A 22,121-nucleotide genomic window follows, 5' to 3' on the forward strand; every position below is an offset into this window, starting at 1 on the left:
TTTGTTTTATTGAAACGAATATGCAGTCATTCTAAAAGGCGTACTGGTACTAGTAAACGTGTACGCTGTATACCCAAGGCCGTATTGTCTTATGAAATAAAGACCTTGTGGATTCATAAATTGATCATCTAAGTTTTTTAAGAATGCTGGAGCAGTTACATTAGCTGCTGTAGCCGAGGTGCTTGTTTTCCATTTTACATGAGTCAATGCTACTGTGCTAGTAGCAGCATTGCTGGTAAATGTAAAATAATGATAATACCTTGCGATTATTGTTGTAGGTGCAGACGCGTAAGCAAATCTGTATTCGATGTAATTTGTTCCATCAGGATTATTGAACCATGGTTGAATTCGTTGGATAATAATACCAGGTGTCAAAGCAGCTTCTGTTTCTTTCAATAACGATGTAAATAATGCTGAATTCGTAGGCGCAGTATTTGTTAGGTTATAAATGTAAGCATATACCAATTGTTGATTTGGGTTGAGTAATATCTTATAGTCCTCTGTAATAACTAGTGGTTTATTAGAATATTTAATCGACGCCGTCACTCCAGCGGTACCAGTTGCATTAAAACTCCCTGTTGCAGGGTCATACGTAAAGTCAGAAAGTTTTTGTGTACCTACAACTACTGCAGGGCTTACAGTGATGCCTGTTGGGGTATATGCAATTCCCATGTTATTACTTAAGGTAGAACCAGTTTCGATAGAATTAGCCGTTGCAAATCGTGTTGCGGCTGTAAAACTAAAATCAAATTGACTAATTTTTGATCCATCATTAGTTTCTAATAATCTAAATAATGGTCTAGAGCTTGCTCCAATAACATTAGGTATCATTAGTCTGCTTTTGGCCAAGTCTGTCCAATCAGATGCAGTTGCTTTTACAAAACGCAATTCTTCAAAGCTTCTGTTTGTTCTAAAGATAATTTGTCCGTTTTCTTGACCGTAGTATAAAAACTGAAAATCTCCTTTATATCCTTTACCTCGTAGTGACTCGATAGGATAGGTGTTAGAGTCAGAAAGTAAATGGATTCTGTTTTTAGTTGTAAAGACTAAGCTTACAGTGCTTCCTAATTCGATGCTGTATTCACTTGGGTAAGAAGCTGTATCATCATCAAAATCTGAGGCCATGTCTACTTTTCCAGCTTTAAATTTAAAAACGTGCGTGTATCCTCCTAGTTGTGTGTTATCTGTAAAATAGACTGCTTTCCATCCAAATTCAGAGGATTCTAATAAATCGTTTAGTTCTTTCTGTTTCGCATTTAATCGCTCGGTAGGAGTGGCGTTAAATGGAGATTCTAAGGTTTCCTTGTTATCGCAGGAAACCAGTTGCAGTGCTAAAATAGCAACAAGCAGGTATTTGGTTATATTTTTAAGTTTCATTTCTATTAATTTATATATTTATAAAATAGATTTTAAAGCGTTTGATTGAATGAGCTTTAGTTGCACTACTAATTTCCGTTGATTACAGCTGTAGTGTTTTTTTCGGCCTCGTCTCTTAATGCGTAAAGGTCAATTCCGTAAGCATCTTTATAATATTTCACGACAATCGCTTCTTTGGCCTTGATACTTGTTACTGCGGTTGCAGTTGTTATTCCTGCTAGTATCGCAGCATATTCTGCTTTTGAGTTGATCAATATCGTTGCTGCAGTTTCGGCAAAGTCTTCATTGATATTTGATTTTGCATAAGCTGTTAAGAAACCTTGCTCTAGAGCAGCTGCATCAGTAGTGTTGTACCATGCAGAAGAGTAACCTGAAGGTGTGATTTTAGCCATTGACTTTTCGTCAAAAGGTTTCGTTTGGTTTAGGATGTGAATGTATTCATGTTGAATAGTATGCACAAAGCGTTTGATGTTTGCACGATTCGTTTTGTCTACTTTATCCGTTTCGAAAAAAGTGATACGCTTACCCCCTTCGGCAAGACCTAAGGTAATAGTTCCAGTCGTATTTAAGTTCACACCTCCTACAAGTACAAATTCTCTTGGAGCGATAATTTTTACAAAATCAGGTCCAGCAACTGCCTTATAACTATTTAACCATATTTTTTGGATGATTTCTAGTACAGGTTGCACTTTGGTTTGTATCGGTGGGTACAAGAATCGGTTGTTATCCACTGTGTTTTGATCCCATTTATACTGTACGTTAATGTTGTACGGAATTAAATAATTAGTATCAATCCAGTTATCTAGCGTTGTTTTACTTGGTGTAGATAAGTCTAATTGACTTTCTTTTAGTGAATCTTCACTTGCACATGCGGTTAATAGCACTATACTTGATAGCACCATTAATTTTTTGTATTTATTTAATATTTTCATAGCTATCTTTTAATTAACGTGGATTTTTTTCAATTCCTGTATTAGTTACGTGCAATGGGATTTGTATCGCTCTTCGCAAATCGTCCTTTGTTAGGATGTTGCTCGGTTGGTTGTAGATTTTGTGAGTTACTTTTAAATTAAAACGTTTGATGTCAAACCATCTCAATCCTTCGTGTATAAACTCAATTCTTCTAAGTTCAGCTACTGCTTTTATGTAGGAAGATTGAATGCTTGTTAAAGTGTAAAACGGTGTGTATTCATCAGCTACTACGGGGTATTTAGCTACGATTTTAGCTTCAGTTACTTTGTCTGTTGTTGCAGAGTAACCCGTTGTACGTGTAGATAAGAAATACTCTATCTCAGTGTTTGCTGTAGCTAAGTCATTTTTCATGATGTGCGCCTCAATTTTATTAAGGAATAGTTCTTCATTACTCAATAATACATTTGTTACATAAGGAAGTCCAATTCCAGCATTCGCATTTGTATATTTAAAATATTCAACAAATTTTGGTAGAAATATGGAAATAGATCCGTTACTAGAAAAGCTAGTGTATAACCATGTTTTGTTGAATAAGTTTGTAGCTGATCCAAATACTGTATTTCTCTCGGCTCCAGCAAGTCCAAATCGATTACTTCTTATTGTTCTATTGTATAATGATGAAGTTGATACCACTAATAAATTAGAGTTTTCTGAAGCTTGGGAATAGATGTTGAATCTAGTTGTTGTATCAAGAAGGTTATAATCTGCAATGCTTCTTAACTTTCCAACTGGTTGACTGCTTAGGTCGTTAGAGTTTGTTAATACTTTGTCCCAATCGCCTTTTACTAAGTAAAAACGACTAGCAAATGCTTTTGCAGCAGCTTTGTTAAAGTGAAATTTAGGTTGTGTATAATCATCACCTACATATTTTAGTCCTTCTTCAATATCACTTTCAATATTAGCATATACTTCTGCTACTGAATTACGTGTGTATTTTTGAAATAAAACCGTTTCAGGTTCTAGTATGTATGGAATTCCAAGATCTGTAGCTGCTGTAGCAGGGTTGTATCTTTGTGAAAACACACTTACCAACATGAAGTGCGAGTAAGCTCTAGCCATTAAAGCTTCACCTCTTTGTCCATTCAAGTTTGCAGGGTTACCTAGTTTTTTAATAGCATCGATCGCTTGATTAGCATGAGCTATTGCGACGTAGCAAGCGTCCCAATAGAAAGATGGAGTGTCTTTCTGGATGTCGTCTTGCATTTGCCAGTTGTAGTTTTGACTGTTTTTGATCGTTGTTGCGGGTAGGTTTTCACTATCAAAAGCATTGTCAGACATCGTTTCAGCAAAATCCATATAGCTCGCCTCTGGGTAAGCATTTACAAGTATTTCTGAAATTTTATCTGGAGTATCTAATTGTGTTCTGTTGTCTGGAATTTCAGAAAGGAAATCGTCACAACTAGTACTTAATCCTATTAATACAAGGAGTGTTAAGGTTATTTTTATTTTTCTCATGGTTTTTTATTAAAAAGATACGTTAATAGAGAATGTGTATTGGCTAGTTATTGGTTGTGAAACACCACCAGATCTGTAAAATTCAGGATCTTGTCCGTTAAGTTTTTTATCGGAATAGATCAGTAGCGGATTAGCTGTAGAAGCTTTCATAGAGAAAACATTTACTCCTAGTTTTTTCTTTAGATCTTTTGGAAATTCATAGCTTAATGATACGTTTTTCAATCGTACGAAAGCACCGTCAGCAACACGTGCATCTGAGTAATTATACGCATTGTAAGCTCTGGTTAAATCCTTTGATTGTGATGCATAGTTGGCAATCAATCTTTGATCAGCAATTACAGGAATATTTGTAAAAGCTTCATCTCCTGGGTTAATCCATCTGTTTGTGAAGTCTTTTGTGAATACTGTTAAATCATCATAAGCGTCAGAGTAGATAGGGTTTAATCTTACTTTGTTTCCTCCAGCGGCTACAATGAATATGTTTAAAGACCAATTGTCATAAGTGAATGTATTTGAAATACCAGCTGATTTATTTGGCTCTATTGAACCTTCATATTTCAAGTATTTTGTAATGTCTTCGTTGTCTTGGAAATTAGCACCTGCAACATTATCTGTTTCTCCATCTGCCATAATAAATGTTGGTAGACCTTGATTGTTTAATCCTGTGAATTGGTAAGAGTACAACGCGTTTCTAGGGTGTCCAATTGTATTTCCACCAGATCCATCAACCAATCCTAATACTGATGGATTGTTTTGTAACTTAGTTATTTCTTGATTGTAAACAGAGAAGTTAAACGAAGTAGCCCATTTTAATCTAGTATTATTTAAATTTTTAGTCGAAAGGCTAAATTCAATACCTTTTGTTTCCATATCGGCATTGTTTCCTTGTTTCAATTTTTGTCCTCCAATTCCTGAAGTAGTGACATAATCAACTAAATCAAAAGCTTTACGGCTATAGATATCAGTTGTAAATTGAACTCTGTTGTCAAACATACCTAAATCTAAACCAATATTTGTTTCAAACTGTTTTTCCCAAGTTAAGTCGGCATTTTGTAACTGATCGATATTTAATCCAGTTTCTCTATCAGCTAAGTTAAGACGGTCTGTGATAAAACTTTTGTAGATCGCTAAAGAGTTTGTCGCTGGTCCTGCAGTTGCAGTTAATCCATAAGAACCTCTTAAGCTTAAGTTATTGATTGTTCTTACATTTTTCATGAAATCTTCTTCCATAATATTCCACTTACCACTAAAAGTGTAGGTAGGTAACCATCTTGATGAATTGCTGTTTCCTTGTCTATTGGATCCGTCATAACGACCTGTGATCGATCCTGTATAGCGTCTGTCGTATGTGTAACCTAGTTTTCCAAAGAAACCAACAGTTCTTTCTCTCTCTGCATTAAAAGCATAGTAAGATTCTCCTCCGTTGATTAGTTTTTCTAATATTCTAGGATCAGTAAAAGCAGTTAAACCTCTATCGTATTGTAAGCCATAGGCTGTGAAGTTATTACTGTTTCTATCTACAGATCTTAATTCTTGACCAAATAAACCTTCTAATTCATGTTTGTTATTGAAAACATTTTTATAGTTAAAACTATTTCTAACATTGTATGAAGTTAAGTCGTTAGAGAATTTTCTTAAAATCCCTCCATTAGGTAAAACAGAAACTTTTGGAGCTGTTAAATTGTCTGGATCTTGGTATAAAAATATGTTAGCATCTCTTACAATTGTTGTTTCTTGAGCGTTGTAAGCGCCTACAATGTTTGAGTTTTCAAGGATGTTGTGCTCTCTTGTTGTATTAGCATATCTTGCATTTGCAGTAAAATTATACGTTAATTTTGGATTTATTTTATAAGCTAAATCTGCCTGAAAACGAATGTCTTTTACTTTAATCTCCATATAATTGTTTTTTAATTCTTCAATTATATTGATAGGCGCCCAGTTATTACGGTAATACTCATAGTTTCCATTTTCATCGTAAGGACGCAAAGTTCTATTTGTATTTAATACATAGTTAAAAGGGTTAATGTCAAAATCTCTAGTGGTACTACCACTTACACCATCTTTAAGGCTGTCATAACTTCCTGGTGCTGATTGATCTCTCACAGATGCTTGCGTAGACAACGTTAAGCTGAATTTATCATTGATAAAGAATGTGTTTTTAATATTGGTTGTTAGTTGGTTAACACCATCGGCAATTGTCCATCCTGGATCATGGTAGAAACCTAGAGAAGCAAAATAAGCGTTGTTCTTACCCCCACCAGACAAACTCAATGAATGGTTTTGCGTGATTGAAGGTCTGAATAAAACACCAAACCAATCTGTATTTGCTAATTCATATTTTTTAAGAAATGCATTTCTACTTGGCTCATCATTTTTCACACCGTAAGTACCGCTTGTTTGATCATAGCGATTAATTTCATTGGCAAGAATATTATAAACTCCACCATAACGCCCTTGTGAGGTTTGAGGTAGTGATAAGAAACCTTTTGATTCAATTTCTTTAAGAATACTCATTGTTTCTTGAGAATTCAAAATATCATATTGATTGTAACTAGGTACTGTTCTAGCTGTTTGTTCTAATGAATAAGTGATGCTCATTGGAGATTCACGTCTTCCTTGCTTCGTAGTTACAACAACAACACCGTTCAACGATCTTGAACCGTAGATTGAAGTAGCCGAAGCATCTTTTAAGATCTCTATACTCGAAACATCATTGGCATTTAAACCTGCAATTGATGAACTTAGTAAAGTCTCTGAATTTCCTGAGGCTAAGTCAGCAAAAGATAAGTTAACGATATCTTCTTGTACAATTCCGTCAATAACCCAAAGTGGTTTTGTATCTCCAAATATTGATGAAGATCCACGAACTGTAATTTTTGGTGCAGTACCAAACGTACCGGTAACGTTTTGAACGGTTACACCAGCTGCTTTTCCTTCGATCATTCTACTAATATCAACAACACCTTCCACTAGTAAATCCTTTTCGGTAATTTTACTAATAGCTCCTGTAAATGTTCTTTTTGATGTTTTTTCGTAACCAGTAGTAATTACAACTTCATTTAACTTTTGTCCAAATTCGCTAAGGACTACTGTAATTGTAGTCGATTTTATAGCTACTTCTTGTGTTTCCATACCAATGTATGATATAACAAGTCTACTGCTATTTGCAGGTGCTTCAATGGAGAAATTTCCATCCGCATCAGTTAAGACCGCTATTTTAGTGCCTTTGATTAATACTGTAGCTCCGGGTAAAGGGTTTCCTTTCTCATCTATAACTCTTCCTTTTGCTGTAATGGCAAAAATAGTATTGTCTAGAAAGGATTGTGGCAAACTTGAACTCAATACATCATTGGTTTGTAATGATTTATTTTGTAAAATAATTTGGTTGCTTACCTCAGAGTAGCCAATGTTTAGCGGTTGTAGAATATGAGTAAGAATTGATGATAACATTTCATCATTTGCATTGTAGTTTACTTTTTGATTCAACTGACTTATTCTTGAATTGTAAGAAAATTTTACATTCGCAGTTTTTTCTAGTTTTGCTAATGCACTAGATAAAGTTAAATTTTCAATACTTAGTGAAACTTTGGTATCTAGTTTCTTTTGCCCTTTAACGCTATTTGCCATGGTCAATGTAGAAAACACAAAGGCCAACAGGAATTGAAATAATGTTATTTTCATGATTCGAAAGAGTAATCGTTGTTTAACAACAGGTTTTTTCATAATTTTGGTTTGTTTTAATTTGTACTTTTTATCGGGTATTTTAGGAACATCACAAATTGCTTTTTACAGAAGGCAATTTGATTACATTTAAACGTCGAAGATGTTACAGCATTTTCGGCGTTTTTTTATTTATTTTCTCGTATTACATAGGCTTTTCGCAGTTAATTACAACCATCAGAGGTGATGATAATTTGGTTTCCATTCATTTCATAACTTGTATTGTTTCCTAGGGCTTTACAGATTATTTTTAATTTTTCTGGTAAAGGTTGATCATTCAGTGCACTCGTAAGATGGCAGTCTTTTAATTTATCTTTGGGGAATTCAATGTTTACAACATAGGCTTGTTCAATCGTTTTGAAAATCTGACTAACAGGAATGTCAGTAAAATCAAAACTTAATTGTTCGATAGTTCTAATAGAGTGTACTAGGGTAGCATCTTTAGTAATATCAGTAATTTTATTGAAGGTCGAATTTTGACGTGTAAAACGCAAGGCTTCATTGGGCAGTAATATGATCTCCTTGTTTTTATTAGAATTTGATAATTTTTCATTTGATTGTACTTTCACTTTTCCTGTTCGTACAACAACCTCTACATTTGGTTCATTAGAAAAGGCACTAATTCTAAAACTAGTTCCTACAACTTTAGTCACGATTTCATTAGCGTAGACTAGAAAAGGTTTTTTAGGATTTTTGCTAATTTCAAAGAATCCCTCTCCTGATAAGTAAACTCTACGTTCATTACCAACAAAGATTTTAGGGTAACTTAATTTACTGTTTGGCTGTAGTAATACGGAACTTCCGTCCGATAAAGTTATAATTTGAGGATTGTTTGAGTTGTTGGTTTGTTCTACTAATCCTTCGTCATTTTCGTCAATAAGTTCATTGTAAATTTTGGTCGAATTGTTAGCAGTAAATAAATGGCTATAAGTCCATGAGGCGAGTAAACCAAAAACCAAAACTGCCGCAACAGACTTAAGCCAATTATATTTCCAAAGTTTTACTTCTTTTTTTGTAAGTGTTTCTTTTTGTTCGATTTTATTCCAAGTTGCAATTAATGCTGTCTGTAGTGTAGCTGCGGGCAAAGTATCAGAAGGAACTTTCATGGCAAGAATCCATATTCTAGCATCTTCTACTAATTTAGCACGTTTTGGATTTTCTAAAGTCCACTCCTCCCAGTTTCCATTGTCGGTATTTGTTCGTACCCAAGACTGGAAAGATTCGTCGATTAAAAAATCTTCTATTTCTGTATAATTGTTACGTTTTTGCATCTAAAAATAAGGTTACAAATACAGAAAGGACAGATTTCGTATTATATACTCAGTAAATTAAGATTTTTTTTAAATTTATTTAAGATAAATTTATAATACAGAAGGTGAGAGCAGTAATAGTAAGGGAATACAGCTGTTCCACTCCTTACGCAAATGAAGTAATGCGCGGTGTAATAAGTTATTTGCCGACTGGTAATTTACATCAAGCAGGTCTGCAATTTGTTCGACGCTGAGGCCTTGGTGGTAACGAAGATACAGTGCTTCTTTTTGTCTTGAAGGTAAAAGATTGATGTTTTTATTAAGTAGGTTAACTTTATCGGCTGTGCTTTCGTCTATAATTAATTGATGTTCTATGGAGAAATCAAATAAAAAGTCCAACGAATCAGTCGAAGTTGTTTTTCTAAAAATGTGATCTCGTTCTTGAATTCTAGCAAGACGGTTTCTTACGCTTGATAAAAGGTAGGCTTTTACTATGGCGTTTTCATTTAAAGTATTCTTGTATAACCAAACGTCTGCAAATACATCTTGAATGCAATCTTGCACTTTTTCAGTATCCGAAGAAAATGAATTACCATAGCGAAGCAATTGTTCATAATACTTTTCAAAAAGTAATGAAAATGCTTTTTCATCGCCCGCCTTTAATTTACTCCACAAAGTGGAATCGTCAAGTGGAATGCTATTTTTAAATTTTATTTTCAAAGTGACAGGTTTGAATGGTATATTAAGATTATGTTAATTTTCTGTAATTTTACGGTTTTATATATAGATAACCAAATAGTTTTCTTAAAACAATAGTAATTTCGGTGATTTGGTATTTTAACTGAATAAAAAGTAAAAAATCATTAGTTTTAGCTCTTTGTATTATTGTTTTCGTATTAATGCTTTGGCAATGCTTTTTGTTTTATTCAAAATAATTTAGATGTGGCTTTTATTTTAGCGGTTCATTCTAATCTTTATTTACAGACTTGTGCATGTCGAGCCTTGATTTGTGTAGTAATAGATTTGCTACTTTCGAAAAATAGTTTCATTTTTATCGAAATATTTTAACATACAAATGAAAGATACTTCAAATTCTAAGAAAGAAAACTCATTAAAGCATGTGCTTTTTGGTAGTTTAATAGGTACAACAATTGAGTTTTTTGATTTTTATATTTATGCTAATGCTGCGGTTTTAGTGTTTCCTCAATTGTTTTTTCCTTCTACGGATAGCACTAACTCGGTTTTGCTTTCTTTGGCAACATTCTCGATTGCGTTTCTGTCTCGTCCTTTGGGTTCAGCAGTTTTTGGGCATTATGGAGATAAGATTGGTCGTAAGACTACTTTGGTAGTTGCTTTATTGACCATGGGAATTTCTACGGTGAGTATTGGTTTTTTACCTAGCTACGCAAATATTGGAATAGCGGCTCCATTGTTATTAATGTTATGTCGTTTTGGTCAAGGGTTAGGTTTAGGAGGAGAATGGGGCGGTGCTGTATTATTAGCCATCGAAAATGCTCCGCCTAATAAACGCGCTTGGTACGGAATGTTCCCACAACTAGGTGCTCCCATAGGCTTGTTGCTTTCTGGGGGTACATTTTTGATATTAACAGATACGATGACCGCCGAAGCTTTTCTATATTATGGCTGGAGAATTCCTTTTATTGCGAGTTCGCTACTAGTTGTTGTAGGTTTTTATATCCGATTGAAAATAACAGAAACTCCGGCGTTTGAAAATGCTAAAAAAGAAAAAGATGAAGTGAAAGTACCGTTTCTTACCCTAATTAAATTTTATAAAAACCAATTGATTTTTGGGACATTTGCTGCCATGACTACGTTCTTAGTTTTTTATTTAATGACCGTTTTTACCTTGAGTTGGGCAACATCAGATTTAGGCTATTCCAAAAGAGATTTTCTGTTGATGCAATTGTTTTCGGTCTTATTTTTTGCGCTTTTTATTCCGGTTTCTGCTTTAATTGCTGATCGTATTGGGCGCAGACAAATGCTTATTTATGCTACAATTGCTATAGTTATCTTTGGTTTTGCATTTTCCTTTTTCATGAATTCAGGAAGTCCGTTTCTGGTGACTTTCTTTTTGTGCGTAGGAATGACTTTAATGGGATTTACATATGGACCATTAGGGACTTTTTTATCTGAATTATTTCCTACTACTGTTCGCTATTCCGGAACTTCGTTAGCATTTAACATGGCGGGTATCATAGGAGCTGCATTTGCACCTATGATTGCTATTTGGCTTGCAACGCATTATAGTTTGACTTATGTTGGATTTTATTTGAGTGCTGCAGCTTGTATCTCTTTGTTTTCATTGTTGATGATTAGCAAGAAAGAGCACAAGTTTTAAGGATATTGTTTGTTTAAGAGGTTTAATATCTAATGGAAGTTTTAGTCATAATACTAAAATTATCCCTTATTTTTGCACAAAACTTATTCCCTTTGAAAACTAAATTATTCCTTATTACGCCGCCTTTTACACAATTGAATACTCCTTATCCAGCAACTGCTTACATAAAGGGGTTTCTAAACACAAAAGGGATTGAAGCCTTTCAGGCAGATTTAGGTATTGAAGTGATTTTGAAATTATTTTCGAAAGAGGGATTGCAAAGTTTGTTTCAGGTTGCAAGTTTAAAGTTTACAGTTGAAGGAATTTCAGATAATTCCAAGCGTATTTATGCTTTGCAAGAGGAATACATTAAAACAATTGATGCTGTTATCGCTTTTTTGCAAGGAAAGAATCCAACATTAGCACTCCAGATTTGCCAGGAAGATTATTTGCCGGAGGCTTCTCGTTTTGCACAGTTAGAAGAACTCGATTGGGCTTTTGGAACCATGGGAACGCAGGATAAAGGGAAACATTTAGCGACTTTATACCTTGAAGATATCTCTGATTTTATTGTAGAATGTGTCGATGCTAATTTTGGCTTCAGCCGATATGCCGAACGTTTAGGGAGATCAGCAAATTCTTTTGATGAATTATATGCCGCTTTACAGCAGGAACCTACCTATATTGATTCAGTTTTGCTTTCGACTTTAAAAGAAAAAATTGAAGCAGTTAAACCTACTTTATTTCTAATTTCAGTTCCTTTTCCTGGGAATTTATACAGTGCGTTTCGATCAGCGCAATGGGTTAAAAAACACTATCCCGAAATTAAGATTTCTATGGGTGGTGGTTTCCCAAACACCGAATTACGTTCACTATCTGACGCTCGTGTTTTTGAATTTTTTGATTATATTACCTTGGATGATGGCGAAGTTCCGGTAGAAGAATTAGCCTCCCCCGACCCCTCCGAAGGAGGGGAGCCACGAAGATATAAACGTACTTTTTTGTTAGAAGACGGTAAGGTGGTCTATAAAAATAATTCCCTAAAACCTGATTACAAACAATCACAAGTGGGAACTCCAGATTATTCTGATTTGTTATTGGATAAATACATTTCGGTTATCGAAATTGTGAATCCAATGCATCGAATGTGGTCTGACGGTCGCTGGAATAAGCTCACTATGGCGCACGGATGTTACTGGGGAAAATGTACTTTTTGTGATATTTCTTTAGATTATATAAAAATTTACGAACCCATTGCTGCTAGTTTGCTGTGTGATCGTATGGAGGAAATGATGGAGCAAACGGGCGAAAACGGATTTCATTATGTTGATGAAGCCGCACCGCCAGCTTTAATGCGTGCCTTAGCGTTAGAAATTCTTCGAAGAAAATTATCAGTGACTTGGTGGACCAACATTCGATTCGAAAAAAGCTTTACGGCTGATTTATGTTTGTTGTTAAAAGCTTCTGGTTGTATTGCAGTTTCTGGCGGACTCGAAGTAGCTTCAGATCGTTTATTGAAATTGATTGATAAAGGCGTTACCGTAGAGCAGGTGGCAAAGGTAACGCGCAATTTTACCGAGGCTGGTGTGATGGTGCATGCGTATTTAATGTACGGTTATCCTACACAAACCATTCAAGAAACGGTGGATAGTCTCGAAATGGTGCGTCAGTTATTTGAAGCGGGTGTTTTGCAGTCGGGTTTTTGGCATCAATTTGCCATGACGGCGCACAGTCCGGTTGGATTGTATCCAGAGAAATTTGGCGTGGTAAAAGAAACCGAGGTTATTGGAACCTTTGCTAATAACGATATTAACTATATTGATTCGACAGGAATTGACCATGATAAGTTTAGTTTCGGACTCAAAAAATCCTTGTTTAATTTTATGCACGGAATTTGTTTTGACTACGAATTGCAAGATTGGTTTGATTTTAAAATTCCGAAATCTAAAATCCCTGAAGATTTTATTTTTGATGCTTTGCAAGAGGAAGCCAATTTTACAATTAAACCCAATGCCAAAATAGTTTGGTTAGGAGGGAAGCCTAGTGTAGAAAAGTTTACCAAATCTAAAAAAGGGAATTCATGGGAAATGATGAGTCTTACTTTCCATGATAAAAAAGAAAGTTTTACGATTCAAACCAGCGCTGAAGAGGGGGATTGGTTAGTAGAAATGCTTTTAAAAATCACAGTTTCTAAGGCTAAAACCTATACTTTTCAGGAATTAAAAACTGATTTTGAGACTAAACTAGAAGATTTTGAATTGTTCTGGTATTCTAAACCAGTGAATACTTTAAGAGAATTTGGGTTGCTGGTTTTGTAGTAAAAGCTTGCTTGCAATTGATTACTTCAAGTAGAATAATCATATTTCTAAGTTTTTAGTCAAATTAATTTATGCGACTGTAAACCGGAAACCTATTCCGTGTAAATTTTCAATTGCAATTCCTTGTTCGTTGGCCAATATTTTGCGTAAGCGAGAAATAAAAACATCTAAGCTTCGTCCCATAAAGTAATCATCGTCGCCCCAAAGCGAAGTTAATATTTGTTCTCTTTTTAGAACGGTGTTTTTATTGTCTAAAAATAATTTTAAGAGTTCTGATTCGCGTTGCGTCAGACTGATTTTTTCGTTTTCATCGAATAAAGTAAAGTTTTTTGAATCGAATTGGTATTTTCCAATTACCAAATTAGCGTCCTTGATAGGCACGATTTTTTGAGAGCGTTTCAGGAAAATTTCAATTTTTAATAGTAATTCTTCGATACTAAAAGGCTTTACTAAATAGTCATCGGCACCCAAACGCAACCCTTTAATGCGGTCTTCCTTTAAAGTTTTTGCCGAAAGGAAAATAATAGGGATGTCAGTATTTGTTTTTCTAATTTGAGTGGCCAAATCAAATCCATCCATTTTTGGCATCATGATATCTAGGATGCAAATGTCAAATTGATTTTCATTAAAAGCATCAATGGCAACTTGACCATCGCAGCAGTGGGTCACTTCATAGTTGTTTTGTTCCAAATTGTCTTTGGTCAAGAAAGCCAATGTTTCATCATCTTCGGCATATAGAATTTTGAACATACTCATGATTTACTAGGGATTAAAATGGTTTGGGTAATACCCTGAGTTGGATTATTAGTTGCTTTTATTTTCCAATGATTCAAATTGCATACTTTTTTCACATAATACAATCCAAGACCAAAGCCATTGACTTCATTGCTTGAAATACGGTAGAATTTATCGTAGATATACGAGATTTCATTGTTGGATATTCCGATTCCATTATCAATAAATTCGAGTTTTATAAAGTTATTTTCAGTTGAAATCCTGATTATAATCGAAGGTTTTTCGGCACAATATTTTATCGAATTATCAATAAGGTTGTAAACTAAATTAGTAAAATGAAAAAGGTCTGCATGGATATAAACCGCTTTAGAATCACTTTCGATAACAATTGCAATTCCTTGGTTTTTGAGTTCGATATTTTCGATTACATCATTTAGAATGGGCAAGACAGCAATTTTTTCTTTAGATAATTCTAAAGGGGAATGATCCCATTTGGCTACATTTAAAATCTTTTCAATATGCTGATTCAGTTTGTTTCCTTGTACAATGATGCTCTGGGTGTATTTCTCTAGTCGTTCGTTTTGTATAATGGGTTCTTGTTTTATCAAATAGTTGGAAGCAATTAATATGGATGACAAGGGTGTTTTGAACTCATGCGTCATATTGTTAATGAAGTCCCGTTGCAGTTCGGAGTATTTTTTTTGCTGAATAAGCGTATAAATCGAATAGACATAAATCAATAAAATCACAATTAGCGCCAGCGAAAGCACAAACCAAAACCGCAAAGAGCTAAACAGATAATTAGTTTCATTAGGAAAGCGAATGGCAAAATAATAGACTAGGTTTTTGTGTTTTGGGAAGTATACGGTACTTTGTTTTTTTGTATTTGCGTCTAGCGAAACATAATTACCATAAATCATTTCTTCACTTTGACAGTTGTAGACAGCATATTCAAAGTCAGTCGTTAGATTGATTTTTTTGAATTCGGTTTTGAGATAAAATTCTAAAATCGCAGGATCAAAGTCGTTGTCAATATTGACAATATAGTAGTCATTGGATATTTTTCTAACAGGATTTTCAAACGGCAATTCTCTATTGGTACTTTGGTATAGTTTTTTGGCCACTTCAATCAATGCAATATGCGCTTTTTGGCTGAATTTTTTTTCTTCGATGTTAAAAGCCTCCTTTGTCCATAGCAATTGTGCCACTAGTATCCCGATGATAGCAATGAATCCTAGAAGTATGATGCTATTGAGTTTGTTTATTTTCAAGTGGGTGATTTTAGAAAGTGTAATATTAATCAAAATATGTTTTAAAAATCAGCATTAACAAGTCATTAACAATCATTTGAAACTGCTTAACAAGAGGCAACTGTTTTCTGAATTACTTTTGAATTAACAAAGAAATTAAACTTTTAATTATTAAAAACTATATTATGAAAACCATCAAACTTTCAATGTTGGCATTGGCTCTAGGATTAATGTCTTTTTCGGCTGCGGAGCCTATTGCTGTTCTAGTCGAAAAAACGGCTTCAACGGTTGCATCAATTTCTTGGAAATCAGAAACGATCGATGTAGGTGAAATTCCGCAAAACAAACCCAAAGAAATAAATTTTGAGTTTAAAAATACAGGTAAAACAACTGTCATAATTACAAATGTTCAAGGTTCATGCGGTTGCACGGCTACGGCGTATACAAAAACACCTATTTTACCGGGAACAACTGGTACAGTGACTGCTACTTATAATGCGGCAAACGTAGGTGCTTTTTCTAAAACAGTTACAGTAACTACAAATGCAACCGAAACTCCTAGTGTATTGACTTTAAGAGGTGTTGTAAAACCAGCTGTCATTCAAGGATAAAAATCTATTTTACTTTTATAAAGGTATAAAAAGTTAATTGTAAGGCTCTAAATCTAAACTGATTTGGAGCCTTTTTGTGTTTGGTGCTTGTTGTTGATTTAGAATAAATACTATATACATATTAGGAAAAGGGCTTTTTATTTAACTAAACCGTTGTTAACTATATCAATTTAGCATAAAACACCTTGTTTTATTTTACGAAAACGTTTTCTTTACTTATTTTTACGTCTTATAAAAAATGACAAATGAGTAATACCTACAAAGTAAACGTAAATGACTCCTTTCAATTTGATATTGATAAGGAACAAGTCTCCCAACTTGACTCGGTTAGTATTGAAGCCAATAAGTTTCATGTTTTACACCAAAATACTCCTTTTAAGGCAGAGATTGTGTCTGCTAATTTTAATCAAAAAACATATACTGTCAAAGTAAATAACAATCTGTACACAGTAGCAATTGCTGATGCACTGGATTTACTTATCAAAGAAATGGGATTTGAGGTAGGAGCAACAAAACAAGTCAATGCTATAAAAGCACCTATGCCCGGTTTAATTCTAGAAATTAGCGTGAGGGTGGGGCAGGAAGTAAAAGAAAACGATAGTTTGTTGATACTTGAAGCCATGAAAATGGAGAATAGTTTCCTGTCGCCTCGTGATGGAATCATAAAATCCATTTCGGTTACTAAAGGTGACGCTGTTGATAAAGGACAGCTGTTAATCGAATTTGAGTAATAAACAAGAAATACGAAGCAAGAAGAAAGTCGCAAATCAAGGGTTAGAGAAAACATAGGTTGGCTCTGACACTGAATTGATCTTTCTTCTTTTATCTACTAAAATATGAAAAAAATATTAGTTGCCAATAGAGGAGAAATTGCCATAAGAGTAATGAAAACGGCTCAGAAAATGGGAATAAAAACCGTGGCTGTTTACTCTACAATTGATCGAAATGCACCTCATGTAAAATTTGCCGATGAAGCAGTTTGTATTGGTGAAGCACCTTCTAACCAGTCGTACTTATTAGGAGATAAAATTATTGAAGTGGCTAAATCACTTGGAGTAGACGCGATTCACCCAGGCTATGGTTTCTTGAGTGAAAACGCTGAATTTGCCGAAAAGGCCGAAAAAAACAATATCATTTTCATTGGGCCAAAGTCGAAAGCAATTCATATAATGGGAAGTAAATTAGCAGCAAAAGAAGCGGTTAAAGCTTATAATATCCCAATGGTTCCTGGTTTGGATGAAGCGATTACAGATATTGCTGCCGCTAAAAAAGTAGCAAATGAAATAGGTTTTCCTATTTTGATAAAAGCATCAGCAGGTGGTGGTGGTAAAGGAATGCGCGTTGTAGAAAATGAAGGAGAGTTTGAATCCCAAATGAATAGAGCCATTAGCGAAGCAACAAATGCGTTTGGTGATGGTTCAGTTTTTATCGAAAAGTATGTGGCCTCGCCTAGACATATCGAAATTCAAATCATGGCGGATAGCCACGGAAATATTTTGTATTTATTTGAAAGAGAATGTAGTATTCAACGTCGCCATCAAAAAGTAGTTGAAGAAGCACCTTCATCTGTATTAACACCAGAATTACGTAAGCAAATGGGAGAAGCAGCTGTCCTTGTTGCTAAATCTTGTGATTATTTAGGTGCTGGTACAGTAGAATTTTTATTAGATGAAAATAATAATTTTTATTTTCTAGAAATGAACACCCGTTTGCAAGTAGAGCATCCAGTAACGGAGTTAATTACGGGAACGGATCTTGTAGAAATGCAAATTAAAGTGGCTCGTGGAGAAGCGTTAACAATCAAGCAAGAAGATTTAGAAATAAAAGGACATGCGCTTGAATTGCGTGTGTATGCAGAGGATCCTTTGAATGATTTTCTTCCAAGTGTGGGGAATCTTGAAGTGTATAAATTGCCTGTTGGTAAAGGAATTCGCGTTGATAACGGTTTTGAGCAAGGGATGGATATTCCTATTTATTATGATCCAATGCTGGCTAAATTGATTACATACGGAGAAACGAGAGAAGAAGCGATGCAATTGATGATCCAAGCAATTGATGATTATGAAGTAGTAGGAGTGAGTACAACTTTGCCTTTTGGTAAATTTGTTTGTGAGCATGAGGCATTTCGATCTGGGAATTTTGACACGCATTTTGTAAAGAAATATTACGATAGTGCGAAGATGAAAAATCAATTGAATCAAGAAGCCGAAATTGCTGCGCTTGTCGCTTTGAAGCAATATTTTGAAGATCAAAAGGTGGTGAGATTACCTAATTAATTTTTATTCATTATAATTTTTATCCTAGGTAAGGATCGAAAGAAAAACGGGTGCAAGCGAATATAATTTGTGAATTGGAGGTAAAAGACAGAAGAGTATGAAAGATAAAATAAAGATATTAAACGATAAAATTGCCGAAGCTCATTTGGGTGGAGGTAAAAAAAGAATTGCAAAACAACACGAAAAGAAAAAATTAACAGCCAGAGAGCGTGTGAATTATTTGATGGACGAAGGTTCATTTGAAGAAATTGGGATGTTAGTAACACACCGTACCACTGATTTTGGTATGGAAAAAGAAATCTACAACGGTGATGGTGTGATTACGGGTTATGGTACTATTAACGGTCGATTAGTGTATGTTTTTGCACAAGATTTTACCGTTTTTGGTGGTGCATTGTCTGAGACACATGCCGAGAAGATTTGTAAAGTCATGGATATGGCTGTCAAAATGGGAGCGCCTATGATTGGGTTAAACGACTCTGGAGGAGCACGTATTCAAGAAGGGGTTCGTTCTCTAGGTGGGTATGCAGATATTTTCTTTAGAAACGTCCAAGCTTCGGGTGTGATTCCTCAAATTTCGGCTATTATGGGGCCTTGCGCCGGTGGTGCAGTCTACTCACCCGCAATGACTGATTTTACGATGATGGTCGAAGACACGAGTTATATGTTTGTTACTGGTCCTAATGTGGTTAAAACAGTAACGAATGAAACAGTAACATCAGAAGAATTAGGAGGTGCAAGTACGCATTCGACTAAATCGGGTGTGGCTCATATTACATCAAGTAATGATGTTGAATGTTTAGAAGATTTAAAGCTTTTGTTGAGTTACCTGCCACAAAGCAATAAAGAAGTAACTAAAAAGTTGCCTTATGAGTTAAACGATGAGATACGTGATAAATTAGCAACCATAATTCCTGAAAACCCAAACAAACCTTATGATATGCATGAGGTAATTAGTAATATTATCGACGAGGATTCGTTTTATGAAATTCATAAGAATTTTGCCGAGAATATTATTGTTGGTTTTGCTCGAATAGGGGGTAGAAGCATCGGAATTGTTGCCAATCAGCCTTTGTATCTAGCAGGTGTATTAGATGTAAATAGTTCTATAAAAGCAGCCCGATTTACTCGTTTTTGTGATGCATTTAATATTCCGTTATTGGTATTGGTAGATGTACCTGGCTTTTTACCGGGAACGGATCAAGAGTGGAGCGGAATTATTGTTCACGGAGCTAAGTTGTTGTACGCATTGAGTGAGGCGACAGTTCCTAGAGTGACCGTAATTACTCGTAAAGCGTATGGTGGAGCTTATGATGTGATGAATTCTAAACACATTGGTGCCGATATGAATTTTGCTTGGCCAACAGCCGAAATCGCTGTAATGGGAGCAAAAGGAGCTTCGGAAATTATTTTCAAAAAAGAAATTAGCGAAGCGGCTGATCCTGCTGCTAAGCTTTTAGAAAAAGAAACGGAATATGCTAATTTGTTTGCTAATCCTTATACTGCAGCGCAAAGAGGTTTTGTTGATGAGGTGATTTTGCCACAAGATACAAGACGTAAATTGATAAAAGCGTTCAGTATGTTAGAAAACAAAGTAGCGGTCATGCCAGATAGAAAACACGGTAATATTCCGTTATAAATTTTTTTAATAGTATCTGGATGCCATTTGCGAAAGCGAATGGCTTTTTTTCTTTTAAGGCGGTAGTTAATGCAAACTAACCACTTTTGTGATTGTCCATACATTATTATCGTTTTTCCAAAAAATAATGAATTTACTAGCATGAGACGGTGTTCCTGCCTTTTCAGTATTGTTATGAAATTGATGCAGCCCTATTTCAATAGCTCCAAAATCTTTTATAGGATACACTTCAATACTACCTGCGATTAATTTTCGGGTTACTTTACCACAAATGTTTTTTCGAGTGCCCTCAATTAAATCTTGTTTTGAGGTAATTAAGCCACCTTGATCGTGATAAAATTCAATTTTGTCATTATAAATAGCTGCTTGCTTCTCTAAATCACAGCTGTTATATGCCTGGAAAAAAGTATAATCCATGGCAACAATCGTTTTGTATAATGCTACATCATCAGGCGTGTATTGGTATACAGCTTGTTTTGATTTGTTTTGTTGGGCTGTACCGCTAAAAGCAATAAGAAGAAGGGTAGTGAATAATATCGAAAAAATTGGGAACTGTTTCATTGTGACTGGTGTTTTTGATTCTAAGATTGTTTTGTTGATTTTCGTTGTTCGTTGAGTTCTAGCTCTATTAATTGAAGTTTCTTTTCGGTCAGTGGATAAAAAAATATAAAACAAACCGACAAAATAGCAGCGGCTGCAGGAAGTAAACTTAACATTAATAAAATTCCATGTTGGGTTACTGCGGTTTGAACAATATTGGCTTGAAAGCCATAATAAGCAAGCAGCCATCCAGTTGAAGCTCCGCCTAATGTCCATCCTAGTTTTTGTGACATAGAAGAGGCTGAGAAAATGAGCCCTGTAGCTCTTCGTCCTTGTTTCCATTCGGAGTAGTCGGCACTATCTGCGTACATTGACCAAATTAGAGGAAAAATACTGCCTGCGCAAATGCTAATGAGAACTTGAAATAAGAGTATCATGCTGGTATTTTCTTTTTCGATACAATAAAAAAGACCACTTAGAATAGCTGCAAATGTCATCGCCCAAAAAAAAGTATTTTTCTTTCCTATTTTATTAGCAATGGGAGTTGCTGCAATAACTCCAATAATATTAGCGGCTTGTCCTAAAACTAGGTATAGCGTTGTAGGTGTTATAGAAAAGGTCTCTTGAAGGATTGTAAAACTGAAGCTATTAGTGTGGCTTACATAGTATTTAAAGTAATAAACGGCAGCGCCATCTCGAATGGCGTTAAAAAGTAAGGCGCCTATTCCAGATCCTAGTAATATCCACCAAGGCTTGTTTTTCCATAGGTCTTTTAGGTCTTCTTTTAAATTTGCTTTTTGATTGGATATGGGGTGTACACGTTCAGTAGTCAATATAAAACAAGTCCAGAAAAAAGCAGTGGTAATACAACCAAAAATGGCCATCGTGTACAACCATCCTGTTTTTGAATTCATGCTGCCGCCAAAATGGTTTACTAATGGTTCAAGGAGCCATAATGCCAATAAGCTTCCCGCAAAAGCAAAAACCATGCGGTAGGAGGAGAGTGCGTTTCGTTCTTTGCGGTCAGACGATAAAACACCCAACAGCGAGGCATAAGGAACATTGATAATGGAATAGGTCATCATCATGAGGGAATACGTGATATAAGCGTATATTATTTTTCCTTTTTCATCAAAGTCTGGTGTGTAAAAAGTGAATAAGCCTAGAATTGCAAATGGGATTGCTGTCCATAATAAGTAAGGCCTAAATTTTCCCCATCGTGTTTTTGTTCGGTCAGCAAGAATACCTATGATAGGGTCAAGGCAGGAATCCCATATTCGGGTGATTAAAAACATAGTTCCAACAACTGCTGGAGTTAATCCAAATACGTCTGTATAGAAAAACAATAGGTACATGCTGAATATTTTCCAAAACATGCTAGAAGCGGCATCTCCCAGGCCGTAACCTATTTTTTCTTTTAAACTTATTTTATGATGCATTTTGGTTTTTGGATAAGAACTGGTTTTTAGTTTTTATAGGGGAACTAGTTGTTTTTTGGTCTGTTGCTCTTTGTTTACTAGATCTAATATATGAAATTATAATTTCAATGTAGCTTTTTTAATGACGCTCCCTTTTTTTTTGATGAAATTCAATGTTCAGGAAAGTTTTTTTTTTTGGTTTGATTTAGTTCTCATGTTTAA

The 22,121-nt window shown here is 35.0% G+C and carries 16 protein-coding genes; 6 read left to right on the forward strand and 10 right to left on the reverse strand.

The features are described 5' to 3' along the window. Positions 1-6 precede the first annotated feature (6 nt). From H8R24_RS01390 to H8R24_RS01415, 6 genes are all read right to left on the reverse strand, one after another. Positions 7-1,377: a DUF4302 domain-containing protein gene (locus H8R24_RS01390; RefSeq protein ID WP_187016866.1), complete on the reverse strand. Its 1,371-nt coding sequence runs from the start codon at positions 1,375-1,377 to the stop codon at positions 7-9. Between the two features lie 68 nt (positions 1,378-1,445). Next, entirely contained in the window at positions 1,446-2,309 is an 864-nt protein-coding gene (locus tag H8R24_RS01395; RefSeq protein ID WP_187016865.1) for a zinc-binding metallopeptidase, read from the reverse strand. Positions 2,310-2,322: 13 nt separating this feature from the next. Further along, positions 2,323-3,804, reverse strand: a complete 1,482-nt coding sequence (locus tag H8R24_RS01400; RefSeq protein WP_187016864.1) for a RagB/SusD family nutrient uptake outer membrane protein — start codon at positions 3,802-3,804, stop codon at positions 2,323-2,325. Between the two features lie 9 nt (positions 3,805-3,813). Further along, entirely contained in the window at positions 3,814-7,527 is a 3,714-nt protein-coding gene (locus H8R24_RS01405; RefSeq protein ID WP_187016863.1) for a SusC/RagA family TonB-linked outer membrane protein, read from the reverse strand. Between the two features lie 161 nt (positions 7,528-7,688). Beyond that, positions 7,689-8,795 carry a FecR family protein gene (locus tag H8R24_RS01410; protein ID WP_187016862.1) on the reverse strand — a complete coding sequence of 369 codons (1,107 nt, stop codon included), beginning with the start codon at positions 8,793-8,795 and terminating at the stop codon, positions 7,689-7,691. Between the two features lie 90 nt (positions 8,796-8,885). Then, positions 8,886-9,494 (reverse strand): RNA polymerase sigma factor, encoded by a 609-nt coding sequence (locus H8R24_RS01415; protein ID WP_187016861.1) that lies wholly within the window; start codon positions 9,492-9,494, stop codon positions 8,886-8,888. A gap of 355 nt (positions 9,495-9,849) precedes the next feature. Here H8R24_RS01415 and H8R24_RS01420 point away from each other — a divergent pair, with 355 nt between their 5' ends. Continuing rightward, entirely contained in the window at positions 9,850-11,133 is a 1,284-nt protein-coding gene (locus H8R24_RS01420) for an MFS transporter (protein WP_187016860.1), read from the forward strand. Between the two features lie 92 nt (positions 11,134-11,225). Further along, positions 11,226-13,430 (forward strand): B12-binding domain-containing radical SAM protein, encoded by a 2,205-nt coding sequence (locus tag H8R24_RS01425; RefSeq protein ID WP_187016859.1) that lies wholly within the window; start codon positions 11,226-11,228, stop codon positions 13,428-13,430. A 69-nt stretch (positions 13,431-13,499) separates the two neighbouring features. Here the strand turns inward: H8R24_RS01425 and H8R24_RS01430 are convergent, their stop codons facing one another. Both H8R24_RS01430 and H8R24_RS01435 read right to left on the reverse strand, forming a co-directional pair. Then, complete coding sequence (locus tag H8R24_RS01430; RefSeq protein WP_187016858.1) at positions 13,500-14,186, reverse strand: response regulator transcription factor; 687 nt, start codon at positions 14,184-14,186, stop codon at positions 13,500-13,502. Next, the gene (locus tag H8R24_RS01435) at positions 14,183-15,436 is read right to left on the reverse strand and encodes a sensor histidine kinase (protein WP_187016857.1); all 1,254 of its coding nucleotides are present in this window, start codon (positions 15,434-15,436) and stop codon (positions 14,183-14,185) included. The genes H8R24_RS01430 and H8R24_RS01435 overlap by 4 nt, the downstream gene beginning before the upstream one ends. A 164-nt stretch (positions 15,437-15,600) precedes the next feature. Here H8R24_RS01435 and H8R24_RS01440 point away from each other — a divergent pair, with 164 nt between their 5' ends. From H8R24_RS01440 to H8R24_RS01455, 4 genes are all read left to right on the forward strand, one after another. Further along, entirely contained in the window at positions 15,601-16,026 is a 426-nt protein-coding gene (locus H8R24_RS01440) for a DUF1573 domain-containing protein (RefSeq protein ID WP_187016856.1), read from the forward strand. 245 nt (positions 16,027-16,271) lie between these two features. Then, a complete protein-coding gene (locus H8R24_RS01445) occupies positions 16,272-16,757 on the forward strand; it encodes an acetyl-CoA carboxylase biotin carboxyl carrier protein subunit (RefSeq protein WP_187016855.1) in 486 nt (161 codons plus the stop codon). A gap of 105 nt (positions 16,758-16,862) precedes the next feature. Then, on the forward strand, positions 16,863-18,302 hold the full coding sequence (gene accC, locus H8R24_RS01450) for an acetyl-CoA carboxylase biotin carboxylase subunit (RefSeq protein WP_187016854.1): 1,440 nt from the start codon (positions 16,863-16,865) through the stop codon (positions 18,300-18,302). 97 nt (positions 18,303-18,399) lie between these two features. Next, entirely contained in the window at positions 18,400-19,941 is a 1,542-nt protein-coding gene (locus tag H8R24_RS01455) for an acyl-CoA carboxylase subunit beta (RefSeq protein WP_187016853.1), read from the forward strand. Between the two features lie 66 nt (positions 19,942-20,007). On the opposite strand, the gene H8R24_RS01460 is transcribed toward H8R24_RS01455, so the two are convergent. Further along, the gene (locus tag H8R24_RS01460; protein WP_225876753.1) at positions 20,008-20,502 is read right to left on the reverse strand and encodes a nuclear transport factor 2 family protein; all 495 of its coding nucleotides are present in this window, start codon (positions 20,500-20,502) and stop codon (positions 20,008-20,010) included. A gap of 20 nt (positions 20,503-20,522) precedes the next feature. Continuing rightward, a complete protein-coding gene (locus H8R24_RS01465; protein ID WP_187016852.1) occupies positions 20,523-21,920 on the reverse strand; it encodes an MFS transporter in 1,398 nt (465 codons plus the stop codon). Positions 21,921-22,121: the final 201 nt, after the last annotated feature.

This window comes from Flavobacterium muglaense (assembly GCF_014305155.1).
GTDB lineage: Bacteria > Bacteroidota > Bacteroidia > Flavobacteriales > Flavobacteriaceae > Flavobacterium > Flavobacterium muglaense.